The organism is Flavobacterium chilense (genome assembly GCF_001602525.1).
Classification (GTDB): domain Bacteria; phylum Bacteroidota; class Bacteroidia; order Flavobacteriales; family Flavobacteriaceae; genus Flavobacterium; species Flavobacterium chilense.
This window is the reverse complement of record NZ_LSYT01000001.1, coordinates 1,158,274-1,174,543: the sequence shown is the minus strand read 5'-3', so window position 1 is coordinate 1,174,543 and position 16,270 is coordinate 1,158,274. Positions and strand designations below refer to the sequence as shown.

General features: G+C 33.7%; 16 protein-coding genes. 12 read left to right on the top strand and 4 right to left on the bottom strand.

Features of this window, described 5'->3' with window-relative positions; genetic code table 11:
* Positions 1-13: 13 nt before the first annotated feature.
* A complete protein-coding gene (gene smpB, locus A4F88_RS04905; protein ID WP_068841378.1) occupies positions 14-469 on the bottom strand; it encodes an SsrA-binding protein SmpB in 456 nt (151 codons plus the stop codon).
* A gap of 137 nt (positions 470-606) precedes the next feature.
* Here smpB and A4F88_RS04900 point away from each other — a divergent pair, with 137 nt between their 5' ends.
* Both A4F88_RS04900 and A4F88_RS04895 read left to right on the top strand, forming a co-directional pair.
* Positions 607-1,245 carry an outer membrane beta-barrel protein gene (locus tag A4F88_RS04900; protein WP_068841484.1) on the top strand — a complete coding sequence of 213 codons (639 nt, stop codon included), beginning with the start codon at positions 607-609 and terminating at the stop codon, positions 1,243-1,245.
* 95 nt (positions 1,246-1,340) lie between these two features.
* Entirely contained in the window at positions 1,341-1,568 is a 228-nt protein-coding gene (locus A4F88_RS04895) for a VF530 family protein (RefSeq protein ID WP_068841377.1), read from the top strand.
* On the opposite strand, the gene A4F88_RS04890 is transcribed toward A4F88_RS04895, so the two are convergent.
* The 3 genes from A4F88_RS04890 to A4F88_RS04880 form a co-directional block, all read right to left on the bottom strand.
* Positions 1,569-2,123: a DUF3575 domain-containing protein gene (locus tag A4F88_RS04890; RefSeq protein WP_068841376.1), complete on the bottom strand. Its 555-nt coding sequence runs from the start codon at positions 2,121-2,123 to the stop codon at positions 1,569-1,571. It abuts the gene before it with no gap.
* Positions 2,124-2,257: 134 nt separating this feature from the next.
* The gene (locus tag A4F88_RS04885; protein ID WP_068841375.1) at positions 2,258-2,809 is read right to left on the bottom strand and encodes a GNAT family N-acetyltransferase; all 552 of its coding nucleotides are present in this window, start codon (positions 2,807-2,809) and stop codon (positions 2,258-2,260) included.
* 9 nt (positions 2,810-2,818) lie between these two features.
* Positions 2,819-3,670 (bottom strand): aldose 1-epimerase family protein, encoded by an 852-nt coding sequence (locus tag A4F88_RS04880; protein ID WP_068841374.1) that lies wholly within the window; start codon positions 3,668-3,670, stop codon positions 2,819-2,821.
* Between the two features lie 186 nt (positions 3,671-3,856).
* Here A4F88_RS04880 and A4F88_RS04875 point away from each other — a divergent pair, with 186 nt between their 5' ends.
* The 10 genes from A4F88_RS04875 (at position 3,857) to A4F88_RS04825 (ending at position 16,195) form a co-directional block, all read left to right on the top strand.
* Positions 3,857-6,127, top strand: coding sequence for a M1 family metallopeptidase (locus tag A4F88_RS04875; protein WP_068841373.1), 2,271 nt, complete (start codon positions 3,857-3,859; stop codon positions 6,125-6,127).
* 469 nt (positions 6,128-6,596) lie between these two features.
* Positions 6,597-7,235: a GNAT family N-acetyltransferase gene (locus A4F88_RS04865; protein ID WP_068841371.1), complete on the top strand. Its 639-nt coding sequence runs from the start codon at positions 6,597-6,599 to the stop codon at positions 7,233-7,235.
* Between the two features lie 61 nt (positions 7,236-7,296).
* Positions 7,297-8,490 (top strand): argininosuccinate synthase, encoded by a 1,194-nt coding sequence (locus A4F88_RS04860; protein WP_068841370.1) that lies wholly within the window; start codon positions 7,297-7,299, stop codon positions 8,488-8,490.
* Entirely contained in the window at positions 8,483-9,460 is a 978-nt protein-coding gene (gene argC, locus A4F88_RS04855) for an N-acetyl-gamma-glutamyl-phosphate reductase (RefSeq protein ID WP_068841369.1), read from the top strand. The genes A4F88_RS04860 and argC overlap by 8 nt, the downstream gene beginning before the upstream one ends.
* 85 nt (positions 9,461-9,545) lie before the next feature.
* Positions 9,546-10,679 (top strand): aspartate aminotransferase family protein, encoded by a 1,134-nt coding sequence (locus A4F88_RS04850; protein ID WP_068841368.1) that lies wholly within the window; start codon positions 9,546-9,548, stop codon positions 10,677-10,679.
* A gap of 82 nt (positions 10,680-10,761) precedes the next feature.
* Entirely contained in the window at positions 10,762-11,955 is a 1,194-nt protein-coding gene (locus A4F88_RS04845) for a glutamate-5-semialdehyde dehydrogenase (RefSeq protein WP_068841367.1), read from the top strand.
* 208 nt (positions 11,956-12,163) lie between these two features.
* Complete coding sequence (gene proB, locus A4F88_RS04840) at positions 12,164-12,925, top strand: glutamate 5-kinase (RefSeq protein WP_068841483.1); 762 nt, start codon at positions 12,164-12,166, stop codon at positions 12,923-12,925.
* Positions 12,926-13,024: 99 nt separating this feature from the next.
* On the top strand, positions 13,025-13,972 hold the full coding sequence (locus tag A4F88_RS04835) for an N-acetylornithine carbamoyltransferase (protein WP_068841366.1): 948 nt from the start codon (positions 13,025-13,027) through the stop codon (positions 13,970-13,972).
* A gap of 100 nt (positions 13,973-14,072) precedes the next feature.
* Positions 14,073-14,846 carry an acetylglutamate kinase gene (gene argB, locus A4F88_RS04830; RefSeq protein WP_068841482.1) on the top strand — a complete coding sequence of 258 codons (774 nt, stop codon included), beginning with the start codon at positions 14,073-14,075 and terminating at the stop codon, positions 14,844-14,846.
* A 278-nt stretch (positions 14,847-15,124) separates the two neighbouring features.
* The gene (locus A4F88_RS04825) at positions 15,125-16,195 is read left to right on the top strand and encodes a M20 family metallo-hydrolase (RefSeq protein ID WP_068841365.1); all 1,071 of its coding nucleotides are present in this window, start codon (positions 15,125-15,127) and stop codon (positions 16,193-16,195) included.
* Positions 16,196-16,270: the final 75 nt, after the last annotated feature.

Below are 16,270 nucleotides of genomic sequence, written 5' to 3'. Positions count from 1 at the left end.
TTAAAAAGTATTGTTAATTGTAAGCTTTCTTGATTCGGTCTAAATCTCGTTTTGTGTCCTGCTCTTTCAGAGATTCACGTTTATCGTAGTTTTTCTTTCCTTTACAAAGACCTATTTGTAATTTGGCAAGTCCTTTTTCATTGGTAAAGAGTTTCAGCGGAACAATTGTTAATCCTTTTGCCTGAACACTTTTGTGAAGGCTTTTTAATTCTTTTTTGTTCAAAAGCAATTTACGTTCGCTTCTTGATTTATGATTAAACTGATTGCCAAATGAATATTCTTCAATATAGGTATTGATAGCAAAAAGTTCAAGGTTAGTAAACTCACAAAAGCTTTCTGTAATGTTAGCTTTTCCCAGACGAATAGATTTAATTTCGGTTCCGGATAATACAATTCCTGCAGTGTACGTATCGATTATCTCATAATCAAATCGTGCCCTTTTATTAAGTATGTTGACTGTTTTTAACATGGTGCAAATGTAAACAAAATTGAAAAACTTTGACAATCAAAGATAATTAAAGATTTTTTTTAATCTATGATTTAAATCATTTTTGCCCATAAAGCTTACGACTAAGTTTGTTAAATAATTTAAAAAATAAACTTAAAATGAAAAAACTTTTAACATTCGTAAGTATTGCATTAATTGGATTAACTGCAAAAGCGCAAGATTCAAATCAGGGTTTAAAAGGGGCCTGGTTTGCAACATCCCAATTTGGTTATCAGCAAACTAAAACTGCCGATGTAAAGAATACGAGTTTATCTGTATTGCCAATTGTAGGTACATTTGTCACGCCTTCGGTTGCTGTAGGTGCGGGTATAGGATATATTAACATTAAAGCAGATTCAGATGCGGGAACTGCAGCAAAAACAGATTTAATTGTTATTGAACCTTTAGCCAGAAAATATTGGAATATTGCCGGTTCTTTGTATTTCTTTGGGCAATTAGCATTGCCTGTAATTACGGGAAAAGAAAAAGAAAGTGAGTTAAAAGTTACTCAGGTTGGTGTTGCAGTATCAGGAGGATTTGATTACTTTATTACAAAAAACTTCTCAGTTGAGTTTTCATATGATTTGGCAAACTTTACTTCTACAACTCTGGATCCTAAAAATGGCGAAAAAACAACTGTAACTAATTTTGGATTAGCACATGTAGCAAATGTTGATTCGTATTATAACACAGCTTTGAAAGGAAGTGCACCAAATCTAACATCTCCGCTTTCTTTTGGATTTAAATTCATATTCTAAATTTTAATGAATTGTTTTAGGTCAATTCGTTAATTTTGCAAAAAAGACCGTACTTTTTCAAGGACGGTCTTTTAGTATTATTTAAAATATATAACATGGAAAATCAGTCAAAAGACCCTCTTCACGGAGTTACACTTCAAAAAATAGTAGAAGCATTAGTAAATCATTATGGTTTTGATACCTTGGCAGAATTAATTCCTGTAAAGTGTTTTATTTCGAATCCAAGTGTAAAATCCAGTTTGACTTTTTTAAGAAAAACCGATTGGGCTCGTAAAAAGGTAGAAGATTTATATGTGAAATCGTTACCTAAATTTGTTGAATAATTACAATTTATAAGAAATCATAACACCTCCACGATACGGAAGCCATTCTCCACTTTTGTTCCAGTTTACCGTTTTTTCATATCTGCCAGGAGTTCCGTCATTATAATATCCATGATAGAAACCTTGATGCCAGCCACCTCCTGCAAAAATATCGATTAAAAACTTATCACTTAGTTTGATGTTATATCCAACTGTAACACCTAAGCGATAACCAAAACCGTGTTCATATTTGTTAGTATCCCAGTAATTCCATTTTTGAATTTTGTACATGTCTGGTCCGGCATGTCCACCTATATAAAATCCATTGTATTTTTCTTTAAAGTGGTAACGTACTTCGGGAGTTAATGTATAAAACTCCATAGGGCTGTGACCATTAAAAGACTGCCAGAAAGAAGCCATTACATCAACACTAAAAGTCATTTTATCGCCAATGCTAGTTTCAATACCTACATTAGGTATTGCTAATAAAGCGGTTGCGGCATTAAATTTAACAAAGGTTTGACTTTGAGATTGAATCGAAAAAAAAAGAACAAGGGCAATAAGTATTTTTTTCATAAAAGTAAGGCTTTCGTGGTATTTAAATAAAGCTTCAGTGCTTATTTCGCGTGCAAATATAACGCAAACCACAGATTACTATTATATGATAACTTTAATTTAACAAGAATATTTTTTTGCAGTATGAAATGAAATTACTTAGGTTCTAATAAAGAATAAATTACCTTGTCTAAAAAGCGGCCTTCATAAAAATCAGATTCTTTTAAATGTGCTTCTTTTACAAAGCCACATTTTTGTAATACTTTTTCGGAGGCATAATTTTCCGGATCAATTATGGCTTCAATAGAGTGTAAATTTAAATCTTCAAAGCCATAAGTAATTAATCGGTTTACAGCTTCGGGAATAATTCCTTTACCATGAAACTCAGGTAATAAAATATAACCAATTTCAGCACGATAATTTTCAGGCTGTAATCTGTAATAACCAATAATGCCTAATAATTTAGAATTGTCTTTTAATGTTATTCCCCAATTAATTCCCATATTAGTTATGATTTTATCTTCAATCATAGCAATATGTTCCAAAGCGTCTTCAGAATTTTTTACCAATGGACGTGGAATATATTTCATGGTTTCAGGATTTGAACGTAATTCAAAAACTTCGTTAACATCTTCGTCTGTTATTCTTCTTAAAAGTAAACGTTCTGTATCTAATACAGGAAATGGAGTAAAGTTAAATTGTAACATTTTCGTGGATTATAATATTGTGATACTAAATTTTGAATGAAAAATTTGTTTTGGATCTAAAACTAGTATTCCTTCTTTTTTAAATAAATTTCCTGAATTTTCGGAAGTGTCAGAATAGCCCAGCCAAGGCTCGATACAAACAAATGGTGCCTGATCTTTAGTCCATATTCCTAAACTCGGAAAATCTTCAAAATCAACTTTTACATAAGGTATTGAATTTTCGAGAATAGTTAATGAATTTGATTTTAATGTTTTAAAAATTAATGCATCATTTTCAAACAGTTGATAATGTAAAGGAACAAGATTGTTTTTGGTCTCCAAAATTTTGGTTTGATTCGAAATTAAATCATTCTCCAAAAGATAATATTTTAAAATCTCCTCTTTTTCAAATTGAAAAGCATAATTTTCAAAATTGTCAGGCAATGCTATTGCAGGATGAGCTCCAATTGAAAACGGCATTTTAGAATTATCTTTATTGATTACTTTATATTCAATGTTTAATGAGGCTTCTTCAAGAGTATATATCAGTTGTAATTCAAAATCAAAAGGATATTTTTTCAAAGTTTCAGGAGTTGAATTCAATGAAAAAATGGCACTATTTTCAGTTCTGTCGATCAATTGAAATTCCATATCACGTGCAAAACCATGTCTTGATAATTGATATTCTTTTCCGTCAATTGTATAACTGTTATTTTTTAAAGTTCCCACAATAGGAAAAAGTACTGGTGAATGCTTTGCCCAGAATTTAGGATTGCCTTCCCAGATATATTCTTTATTCTGATTGTTTTTTAATGAAAATAATTCAGCTCCGGAGTGGTTTATAGTTGCAGTTAGGGTTGAATTTGAAATAGTTGTATTCAAAATTTTTAAGATTGTAAGGGGTTAATTTTATATTGATGTAAATATATTTGATAAATTTTATTTTTTCAGGAAAATCCTTCAAAATATTTTTTTGATAAAATTTTGCTAAAATTGAATTTATGATTCTCATTTTCTCTGTAAATAGCTTTTTTTTTCATTAATTTGCTACATAAACAGCTAAAAAATATGAAAATACAATCTTCAAAAGCCTTATTAACCATGGCTTTGTTTGTTGGAATTTCCTCTGTATGGGCGCAACAAACGCCTGCACCAGCAGCAGTGAATCCAGTTAATAATTACAATTACCACGATGCGTTTGGGCCAAATTTTTATACCAAGAACGGAACACCAACGCGATCTGCCAGCGGTCAGCCAGGAGTTGAATATTGGCAAAACAGAGCTGATTATCAGATAACAGCAAAGTTAAACGGAACAACAAATGAGATTGTTGGTACAGACGAAATCACCTATACGAATAACAGTCCGGATAAAATGTCATTTGTCTGGTTGAATTTAGATCAGAATTTATTCAAAGATGATTCCAGAGGAAATGCTGTTGTGCCTTTAACAGGAAGCCGTAATGGGGCACAGGGACAGGTTTTTGACGGAGGAAATAAAATCAAATCGGTAAAAGTGATTTCTGTTGGAAAGAAAACGACAGAAATTGAAGCAAAATACGTAGTTACAGATACCAGAATGCAAATCTTTCTTCCGGAAGTACTAGCATCAAAAGGAGGCTCTGTAAAAATTAAAATTGAATTCTCATTTATTGCTCCTTTTGAAGGATCAGACAGAATGGGAGTTTTAGAAACTAAAAATGGTAAAATTTTTACAATCGCACAATGGTATCCGCGTATGTGTGTGTATGATGATATAAAAGGCTGGAACACGGCACCTTATTTAGGAGCATCAGAGTTTTATTTAGAATATGGTAATTTTGATGTAAAACTTACAGTGCCTGCAAATCACTTTGTAGTAGGTTCAGGAGAATTAATAAACGGAGCAGAAGTATTACCTGCAGATCAGTTTAAGCGCTATAAAGAAGCTTCTTTAAGCGATAAAACAGTTTCGATACGTTCTGCTGAAGAAGTAGCTGCAACTGCAAATACAAATGCTTCAGGGCAAAAAACATGGCATTATCAAATAAAAAATGCCCGCGATTTTTCTTGGGCATCATCTCCGGCTTTTATTCTTGATGGAGCTAAAATTAATTTACCAAGCGGTAAAAAAGCTTTGGCTTTATCAGCTTATCCTGTAGAAAGTGCAGGAAAAGATGCTTACGGACGTTCGACTGAGTATGTAAAAGGTGCAATCGAGCATTATTCTAAGCAATGGTTTGAATATCCTTATCCGGTAGCGACAAACGTTGCAGGAAACGAAGGAGGAATGGAATATCCTGGAATTGTTTTTTGTGGATGGGAATCAAAAGGACAAGATTTATGGGGAGTAACAGATCACGAATTTGGACATATCTGGTTTCCTATGATTGTAGGTTCAAACGAAAGATTGTTTGGTTGGATGGATGAAGGCTTTAATACTTTTATCAATTCATTAAGTACTGCCGAATTCAATAAAGGAGAATATGTTGAAAAACCAACAGATTTACACAAAGGAGCAGAGTCATTTACAAGACCTGAATTAGAAACAGTAATGAGTTCTCCTGATAATATGAAAGAAGCTAATATTGGGATGTTGTGTTATTTTAAACCAAGTACAGCTTTAATAATTTTGAGAGAACAAATATTAGGAAAAGAGCGTTTTGATACTGCTTTCCGTACTTATATCCAACGTTGGGCTTATAAACACCCGCAACCTGATGACTTTTTCAGATCTATGGAAAATGTTGCCGGTGAAGATTTAAGCTGGTTCTGGAGAAGCTGGTTTGTAAACAACTGGCGCTTTGATCAGGGAATTAACTCAATTAAGTATATAAAAAATGACCCGTCAAAAGGTGTTGCTATAACAGTTGAAAACTTTGATAAAATGGCATTGCCAATTATTCTGGATGTGAAAACAAAAAGCGGAAAAGTTTCAAGAGTAAAAGTACCGGTAGATGTTTGGCAACGTAACAATGTCTGGACTTTTAAACATAATTCTACTGAAGAAATTGAAAGTATAACACTTGATCCGGATCATATTTTCCCTGATCATAATGATGCAAATAATATATGGACATCAGGAAATGGAAAAATAGAGAAAGATATAATTTTAGATGGTTATTTAGGATTATATTCAACTGCTAGAGCACCATTAAAAATTGAGTTTACAGAAAAAAACAGCACTTTGAATGTTGAAATTACAAACTATCCTAAGTTCTCAGTAGTGCCTGTTGAGAATGAAAAAGATACGTTTCAATCTACAGGAGCTGGGTTAAAATTTAAATTTAATGAGGCTAAAACAGGATTTGATATGATTATTCTGGGTAATGGACAAACAATTCCGTTTACTAAGAATTAAAAATACTTAAAATTAAAACTTTGTAAACCCGATAGTTATATTTTTCTATCGGGTTTTCTTTTGTTTAAAAACAACAAAACATTAAAAAAATGTTAGAATTTATTTTTTTTGTTTTGTAAATAAAAAAATAGTGTACTTTTGCACCGATGAATAAAATAAGTTTACATATAACTTCTTTGTCACGGACAAACTCACCGATTACTTCTCCCGAAGTACGGATACTATCTCTATAGTATTCACTGAGTTTTATAGCCGTATATTTATTCATATCCATTTTTCATTTTGAAATCACATAATTTGTCCATTGGACAAACATATCCTAAAAGTATTTATTATTTTGTAAATTTTCTTAATCAATATTTTGATTTTGAGAATGTTACTTCTATTTTGCTTAATTTTATTGGATTCAATTCTGGATTTCAAACTAAACAATATGCTTTAATTTTTAACTCTAACTTCAATTATTGAAATGAAGATCTCTATTGTTGTTACCCAGGAAGAACACTTCAAATTCGCACAGGAAATTTGCGATACGATAGAATCATCTGCCTTGTTGAGAGGTACGGGGATTGCTAAAAGAACTCCTGAGTATATTCAGAAAAAAATGTCGAATGGTGATGCAATGATTGCTCTGGCAGACGGGAAATTTGCTGGATTTTGTTACATCGAAAGCTGGCAACACGGAAAATTCGTAGCACATTCTGGGTTAATTGTACATCCGGACTACAGAAGTTTAGGATTGGCAAAAAAAATAAAATCAAAAGTTTTTGATTATTCTTTACAGAGATATCCGGATGCTAAGATATTTGGAATTACAACCGGTTTGGCTGTGATGAAAATCAATTCAGATTTAGGTTATAAGCCTGTTCCTTTCTCAGAATTAACAACAGATCCAAGTTTTTGGGCTGGATGCAAAACCTGTACAAATTATCAAATTCTGCAAAGCAAAGAAAACAAAATGTGTCTTTGCACTGGAATGTTATACGACCCAAAAGAAAAACAAAAAACACCACCAAGACATCCTTTTAATGAGGCTGTTTTAAGCAGACTTAAAAAAATTAAGCAAGCTTTATTCCTGAATAAAATATTGTCTGTTTTTTTAACTTAAAATTAAATTAGAAAAAATCTCAAACTGCTACATACGAAAGTATTAGCCAAAATTATAAAAAATGAAAAAAGTAGTATTAGCTTATAGCGGAGGATTAGATACCTCGTATTGTTTGAAATATTTAAAAAATGAAAAAGGATACGAAGTTCACACTGTTCTTGTAGATACAGGAGGATTTTCTTCAGAAGAATTAACAGCTATTGAAAAAAGAGCTTACGAGTTAGGAAGCGCACAGCATGCCAACTTAACGATTTTAGACAAATATTACGATAAAGCTATAAAATACCTGATTTTCGGAAATGTATTAAAGAACAATACATACCCATTATCAGTAAGTGCAGAGCGTGTTTTCCAGGCTATTGAAGCTATAAAATATGCGAAAAAAGTAGGAGCAACTGCAATCGCTCACGGAAGTACTGGTGCAGGAAACGATCAAATTCGTTTTGATTTGATTTTCCAGACAATTGCTCCGGAAATCGAAATTATTACGCCAATTAGAGATTTAAAATTGTCAAGACAAGAAGAAGTGGATTATCTGGCTCAAAACGGAGTTCACTATTCTTGGGAAAAAGCGCAATACTCTATCAATAAAGGACTTTGGGGAACTAGTGTTGGAGGAAAAGAAACTTTAACTTCAAGTCAGCCATTACCAAGTGAAGCATATCCTTCTCAATTGCAAAAAGAAGGTGAAGAGAAAGTAACACTTCATTTTGAACAAGGGGAATTAGTAGGTCTAAACGGAAAAACTGATAAACCTTCAAATAATATTGTGGCTCTTGAAAAATTGGCAAGTGCATATGCAATTGGTAGAGATATTCACGTTGGAGATACAATTATCGGAATTAAAGGAAGAGTTGGTTTTGAAGCTGCTGCGCCTTTAATCATCATCAAAGCGCATCATTTATTGGAGAAACATACTTTAGGAAAATGGCAGCAATATTGGAAAGAGCAACTAGGAAACTGGTACGGAATGTTATTTCACGAAGGTCAGTTTTTAGATCCAGTGATGAGAAACATTGAAACTTTCTTGCAAGACACACAAAAAACAGTAAACGGAACGGTTACAGTTTCATTAAAACCATATCATTTCTCACTTGACGGAATCGAATCTAAAAACGATTTGATGAACACAGGTTTTGGTCAATACGGAGAAATGAACAATGCATGGACATCTGACGATGCAAAAGGATTTATCAAAATTCTTGGAAATGCACAAAACATATTTTCATCTGTAAATCAATTAGATCATGATTAATGTCGGAATTATTGGTGGTTCAGGCTACACGGCTGGAGAACTCATCAGAATTTTAATGTATCATCCCAAAGTAAACATTGATTTTGTTTACAGTACTACAAATGCTGGAAAACCGCTTTCTATAGCGCACCAAGATTTGATGGGAGATATCGAAATGAATTTTACTGATGTCATAAATCCAGATGTGAATGTTGTTTTCTTGTGTTTAGGTCACGGAAAATCGATTTCATTTTTGAAAGAAAATCAGTTTGCAAGTCATACTAAGATTATCGATTTAGGAAATGATTTCAGATTGAATAAAGACGCTCATTTCGAAGGAAAAGATTTTGTTTACGGATTGCCTGAAATCAATAAAGCCGAAATCAAAAAAGCAAATTATATCGCAAATCCAGGTTGTTTTGCTACAGCTATTCAATTGGCTTTATTGCCTTTAGCAGAACATAATTTATTGAATAATGATGTTCATATTAATGCAACAACCGGAAGCACAGGAGCAGGAGTAAGTCTTTCAGAAACTTCTCATTTCAGTTGGAGAAACAACAATATGTCACATTATAAAGCTTTTGAGCACCAACATTTGGGAGAAATCGGAGAAAGTTTAGTTCAGTTGCAAGACGATTTTGACAGCGAATTACTTTTTATTCCAAACAGAGGAGATTTTCCAAGAGGGATTTTCGCAACGCTTTATACATTATGTGATGACAGTTTGGAGCAATTGGTTGCTAAATACGAGGATTTCTATAAAAACGAACCTTTCGTAACCGTAACCACAACAAACATCAACATGAAGCAAGTGGTGCAAACGAACAAATGTATCATTAGTTTATTGAAAAAAGGAAACCGGGTTCTCATAACATCAATTATCGATAACTTAACCAAAGGTGCTTCAGGACAAGCGATTCAAAACATGAATTTAATGTTCGGTTTAGAAGAAACCACAGGTTTACATTTGAAACCAAGCGGATTTTAATAAAAGTAAAATGTTAGAAGTTAGATGTTAAACGTCTTTACTTAAACTTCTCACATTTTACAAATAACATTTAACTTTTCAAAAAATGAACTTATTCAACGTTTACCCATTATACGACATCACTCCAGTAAAAGCAGTAGATTGTACAATCATTGACGACAAAGGAGTAGAATATTTAGATTTATACAGCGGACATGGTGTGATTTCTATCGGACACACACAGCCAGATTATGTTGCAAAATTGAAGAATCAGATAGATAACTTAGGTTTTTATTCGAATGCGATTCAAAATCCTTTACAGGTGGAATTGGCTCAGAAATTAGGAAAACTTTCTGGTCTTGAAGATTACGAATTGTTTTTATGCAGTTCTGGCGCCGAAGCCAATGAAAATGCTTTAAAATTAGCTTCTTTCCATAACGGAAAATCAAGAGTAGTGGCTTTTCATAACTCTTTCCACGGAAGAACTTCTGCAGCTGTTGCTGTTACAGATAATAAAAAGATCGTTGCGCCAATTAATGCACAGCAAGTTGTTACTTTTTTACCTTTAAATCAAATCGAATTAGTTGAAGCTGAATTAGCTAAAGGCGATGTTACAGCAGTAATTATCGAAGGAATTCAAGGAGTTGGAGGTTTAGACCAAGGGACAACTGAATTTTTTCAGGCTTTAGAAAAAGCATGTAAAAAACATGATGTTGTTTTGATTTTAGATGAAGTGCAATCAGGATATGGAAGAAGCGGGAAATTCTTCGCTTTCCAACACCATGGAATCAATGCTGATATCATTTCAGTTGCAAAAGGAATGGGGAACGGATTTCCAGTTGGAGCCATTTTAATTTCTCCAAAATTCGAAGCAAGTTTCGGATTATTAGGCACAACTTTCGGAGGAAGCCATTTGTCTTGTGCAGCAGGAATTGCAGTTTTGGATGTAATTGAAAAACTGAATTTACAGAAAAATGTAAATGAAGTTTATGAATATTTTTTAGAAAAAATCAAAGAAGTTGAAGGAATCAAACAAGTAAAAGGAAAAGGCTTAATGCTTGGAGTTGAGTTTGATTTTGATGTAGCGGCTTTAAGAAAGAAATTAATCATCGAAAAACACATTTTTACAGGAAGCGCCAACAACAAAAATCTATTAAGAATTTTACCGCCATTAACTGTGAAAAAAGCGGATATCGATACGTTTGTAAAAGCTTTAAAAGAAAGTTTAGAAGAACTTTAATCGTTTAATCGTTAATTCGTTTAATCGATTAACCGGTTAAACGAATTAACGATTAAACCAACTAACCAATTAAACCCAAAAAATGAAACCATTATCAATTGAAACACGCAATGCGGTTTTGCGGACTATGGCAAAGCTGGTCGAGCAGGAGCGGAATGAGATAATCTTGACTAATCAGGAAGATCTTGCCGATTACGACGGCTCAGATTTAGCGATGGAAGAACGCTTGAAAGTAGATGATAAAAAAGTCGATGAGATGATTTTATCATTAAACCAACTAGCTTCTCAGGAAGATCCCGTTGGCGTTGAGCGTTTCCATTTTACACACGATAATGGAATAAAAGTTATAAATAAAACCGCTGCTTTCGGAACGATTTTAATTATTTACGAATCGCGCCCAGATGTTACAATAGAAGCGGGCGGAATCGCTTTTAAATCCGGAAATAAGATTTTATTAAAAGGCGGAAAAGAGTCTTTAAAATCAAATTTGAAAATCGCAAGCCTTTGGCATAAAGCTCTAGAAGAAAACGGAGTTTCGAAAGACTGGGTAGAATATCTGAATTACAACAGAGCAGAAACTCAGGCATTTTTAGAAAAACCAACTCAAAAAGTTGATTTAATTGTTCCAAGAGGAGGAGAAAAATTAATTGAGTTTGTAAAAGCACACGCAACCTGTCCTGTAATCGTAAGCGGACGAGGAAATAATTTTGTTTACGTTCATAAAGATGCTGATAGAGATTTAGCTTTAAAAGTAATTTTAAATGCCAAAACTTCTAAAATTTCAGCCTGTAATGCATTAGATAAAGTTTTAATAGATTCTAAACTTCCAAATTTTGAAGGTTTTACAGCAATGCTGATTGAGGCTTTAATAGAAGCAAAAGTGGAAGTTATTGTAGATAAGTCTTTAGAAAATTTCGAAAATACGAAAACGCTTCAAAACGAAGATATTTGGTACGAAGAGTTTTTGGATTATAAAATCGTAATTGGAACAATCGATTCTCAGGAACATGCCATTGATATGATTAATAAATACTGTGGAGGACATTCTGCAGCAATTATTACCAGAGATAACGAAGTTGCACAGGAGTTTATGGAAGCAATAGATGCCGCTGCAGTGTACCAAAATGCATCAACCCGTTTTACAGACGGCGGGCAATTTGGCTTGGGAGGAGAATTAGCGATAAGCACTGATAAATTGCATCAACGCGGTCCAATTGGACTTCAGCATCTTGTAACAAACAAATGGTACGTGTATGGAGAAGGACAAATTAGGTAATTAGACTTTCTCAGATTGTTAGACTTCTTAGAATTTTAGATTTTAAATTGATGATTAACGATTTTTGATTTCAGATTATTAGAATTTAATTATAGATAAAGCTTTGCGAACTTAGCGTTTGCAAACAGAAACAATATAAAAAAACCTTGCGCCCTTTGCGTTAAAAATAACTTAGTGCCTTAGCGCCTTCGTGGCAAAAACAAAAGACATGGCAAAAAAACGGATTTTATTAAAAATAGGAAGTAATACTTTAACCAAAGAAACCAATCATATTTCGCGGGGAAAGATTGAAGACCTCGGAATACAGATTGCAGCTTTAAACGACGAATATGAATTTATCATAGTGAGTTCAGGAGCAATTGCGGCGGCAAAGCAGTTTGTAAAGCTGGATAATCAGGATAAAGATGTTTTTGTAAAACAGGCTTTAGCTTCAATCGGACAGCCTCATTTAATGCGGATTTATAATGAAAATTTCAAGGATTTGGGACTAAATACTTCGCAGTGTTTACTTTCTTATTCTGATTTCGAAAAAGAGCAAACTAAAAAGAACATTGTAAATACTATTAATGTACTGGTTAAAAATAATTACATTCCGATTATCAATGAAAATGATACCGTTGCGACAGATGAGATTCGGTTTGGAGATAATGATAAATTAGCGGCTTTAACGGCGGTTCTTTTAAATGTTGATATTCTGATAATTGCTACCAATACAAACGGAATTTACACGAAAAATTCTATTCATGATGAAATTCCGGAAACGATTAAATTAGTAAATGATTTAAAAACATTGGAAAAAGAAATCGGCGAATCAAAATCATCACACGGAACAGGCGGAATGCAGTCTAAAATAGAAGCAGCCGCAATAGCAAAAGCAGCCAACATAGAAACCTGGATCGTCAACGGATTAAACGATAATTTTATTTTAAAGGCATTAAAGGACGAAATTCCTTTTACCAAGATTATTTAATAGTTTATATAGCCACGAATTCACGAATTAATATTCAAAGATTATCAAAACTAATTCGTGAATTCGTGGCGAAAAAAAACAAACTCAAAACAAAAAGACATGAATTATATTTCAATACAAGATATCGACTCATTATCAAAATGGGTTAAAAGCGCGATCAAGATCAAAAAAGATCCGCTTAAAAATAAAAAATTAGGTAAGAACAAAACCTTAGGAATGTTATTCTTCAACCCGAGTTTAAGAACGCGTTTGAGTACTCAAAAAGCAGCTTTAAACTTAGGAATGAACGTTATGGTAATGAATTTTACCAACGAAGGATGGACGTTAGAATTCGAAGACGGAGCTGTAATGAATTCTGGCGCTTCAGAACATATTAAAGAAGCTGCAGAAGTAGTTTCTCAATATTGTGATATTATCGCAATCCGTGCTTTTGCAGGTTTGGTAGATAAAGAAAAAGATTATCAGGAAACTGTAATTTCAGGATTTTTGAAGTATGCAACAGTGCCAATCGTAAACATGGAAAGCGCTGTTCGTCATCCAATGCAGTCTTTGGCAGATGCCATTACAATGGAAGAATACAAAACAAAACACAAACCAAAAGTGGTACTTTCGTGGGCACCACATCCAAAAGCTTTACCTCAGGCAGTTGCCAATTCATTTGTAGAAATGATGCAGATGCAAGAAGATATGGATTTTGTAATTACACACCCAGAAGGTTATGAACTAAGCCCGGAAATTACAAAAGACTGTACAATCGAATACGATCAAAACAAAGCGTTCGAGAATGCCGATTTCGTTTACGTAAAGAACTGGAGTAATTTCAACGATTACGGAAAAGTAACCAACAGTGACCCAAATTGGACCGTTAGAGCCGAAAAAATGGCGTTAACCAACAACGGAAAATTCATGCACTGTCTTCCAGTTCGTCGTAACGTTATTGTAAGCGACGAAGTTTTAGACGGAGAAAATTCAATCGTAATCGAACAAGCGAATAACAGAACGTATTCGGCACAATTAGTTTTACAAAAGATTCTTAAAAAATTGTAAATTTAGGGGCAAAGGCTCAAAGCTCCAAAGGTTCAGAGGTTTTACAGCCTTGAGAAACCTTTGAACCTCTGAACCTCTGAACCTCTGACCCTTGAAAGAAATGAACGTATCAGTAATAAAAATAGGTGGAAACATCATCGACAATCCAGCAGAATTAGAGCAATTCTTAACCGATTTCTCTAAAATTGAAGGCTATAAAGTTTTAGTTCATGGCGGAGGAAAATCGGCTACAAAAATGGCTCAGAGTATTGGTTTGGTTCCGCAAATGATTGACGGGCGCCGAATTACAGATGCTCCAATGTTAGACGTTGTAGTAATGATTTACGCCGGGCAAATCAATAAACATATTGTAGCGCAATTGCAGGCAAAAGACAATAACGCAATTGGTTTTTCTGGAGCTGACGGAAATTTAATTCAGTCAACAAAAAGAAATCACCCCACAATTGATTACGGATTTGTAGGCGATGTAAAACAAGTCAATACCAAATTACTGGCAACTTTATTAGAAGCAGGAGTTGTTCCTGTTTTCTGTGCGATTACACACGATAAAAACGGACAATTACTAAACACAAATGCTGATACCATTGCAAGCGAATTATCAATTGCATTGTCAGAAGTTTTTGACGTCACGCTGACATATTGTTTTGAAAAACAAGGTGTTTTGCAAGATTCAGAAGACGATTCATCTGTAATAACAGAAATCAACGAAGCCTTGTACAATCAACTAAAAGAAGAAAAAGTAATCCATTCCGGAATGATTCCGAAACTGGATAATTGCTTCAACAGTTTATCAAGAGGTGTAAAGAAAATCAAAATTGGGCATCACAGGATGCTTCAAAATTCAGATATTCCGCACACAACGATTACATTATAAAAAATGTTACCACGAATTGACACCAATTTTCTCTGTTAAAAGAGAAAATAATTTTAGACGTACATTAAAAAGTTTATTTTGATTTTAAATCTGTAATAAAAAAATAATTTGTGAAAATACGTGTAATTAGTGGCAAAAAAACGGAACTGCGCAGTGCTTTTAAATATTAATTTAAGAAATTTGCGCAAATTAAAAATGTCGCATATTATTTAGTTAAGAAAGTAAAAGCTTAAAAAAAACTTAGCGACTTAGCGCCTTTGTGGCAAGAGCACAACAAAATGAAAAATATAGATACGCTTACCCAGGAAGCAATTAGTTTATTAAAAAGCCTAATCGAAACCCCTTCATTTTCGAGTGAAGAAGATCATACGGCGCTTTTAATCGAAAATTGGTTCAATCAAAATGAGATTCCTTTCAAAAGAGAAAACAATAATGTGTGGGCCTTCAACAAGTATTTCGACGAAAAGAAACCAACACTTTTACTAAACTCGCATCACGATACCGTAAGACCAAACCAAGCTTATACAAACGATCCGTTTAAAGCAATCGAAAAAGACGGAAAATTATTTGGATTAGGAAGTAACGATGCCGGTGGATGTCTGGTTTCCTTATTAGCAACATTTGTTCACTTTTACGAAAATCAAAACCTTTCCCATAACATTGTAATTGTGGCTTCCGCCGAAGAAGAAAGCAGCGGAAAAAATGGATTAAACAGCGTTTTAAAGAGTCTTCCGGAATTAGATTGTGCGATTGTTGGAGAACCAACTTTAATGCAATTAGCCGTTGCCGAAAAAGGTTTATTGGTTTTAGACGTAAAAGTAAAAGGAACTGCAAGTCACGCCGCGCATCAAAACGACGATAATGCCTTATACAAATCAATTCCGGTAATGGAATGGTTTAAAAACTATAAATTCGACAAAATCTCAGACGTTCTTGGCCCTGTAAAAATGACCGTGACACAAATTAATGCAGGAAAACAACACAACGTTGTGCCGTCAGAATGTGATTTAGTTGTGGATATTCGTGTAACAGACCGTTACACAAATGCTGAAATTCTGGAAGTGGTTAAAGCAAATGTAAATGCCGAAGTAACACCAAGATCAATGCATTTAAATGCATCATCAATTCCAATTGGGCATGGTTTAGTTCAGGCTGGAATTGCATTAGGAAGAACAACGTATGGTTCGCCGACGCTTTCAGATCAGTCTGTTTTAAGCTGTCAGTCATTAAAATTAGGACCAGGAGAAACGTTGCGTTCACATTCTGCAGACGAATTTATTTTTGTAAATGAAATTGAAGAAGGAGTCGACCTGTATATCAAAATACTAACTGATTTCTTTAAATTATAATATTTTTTAGGAGCTAATCCCGCTATCCGTTCCAATCTTTTGTGCCGAACCCCGGCACAAAAGGATTTCCACTAC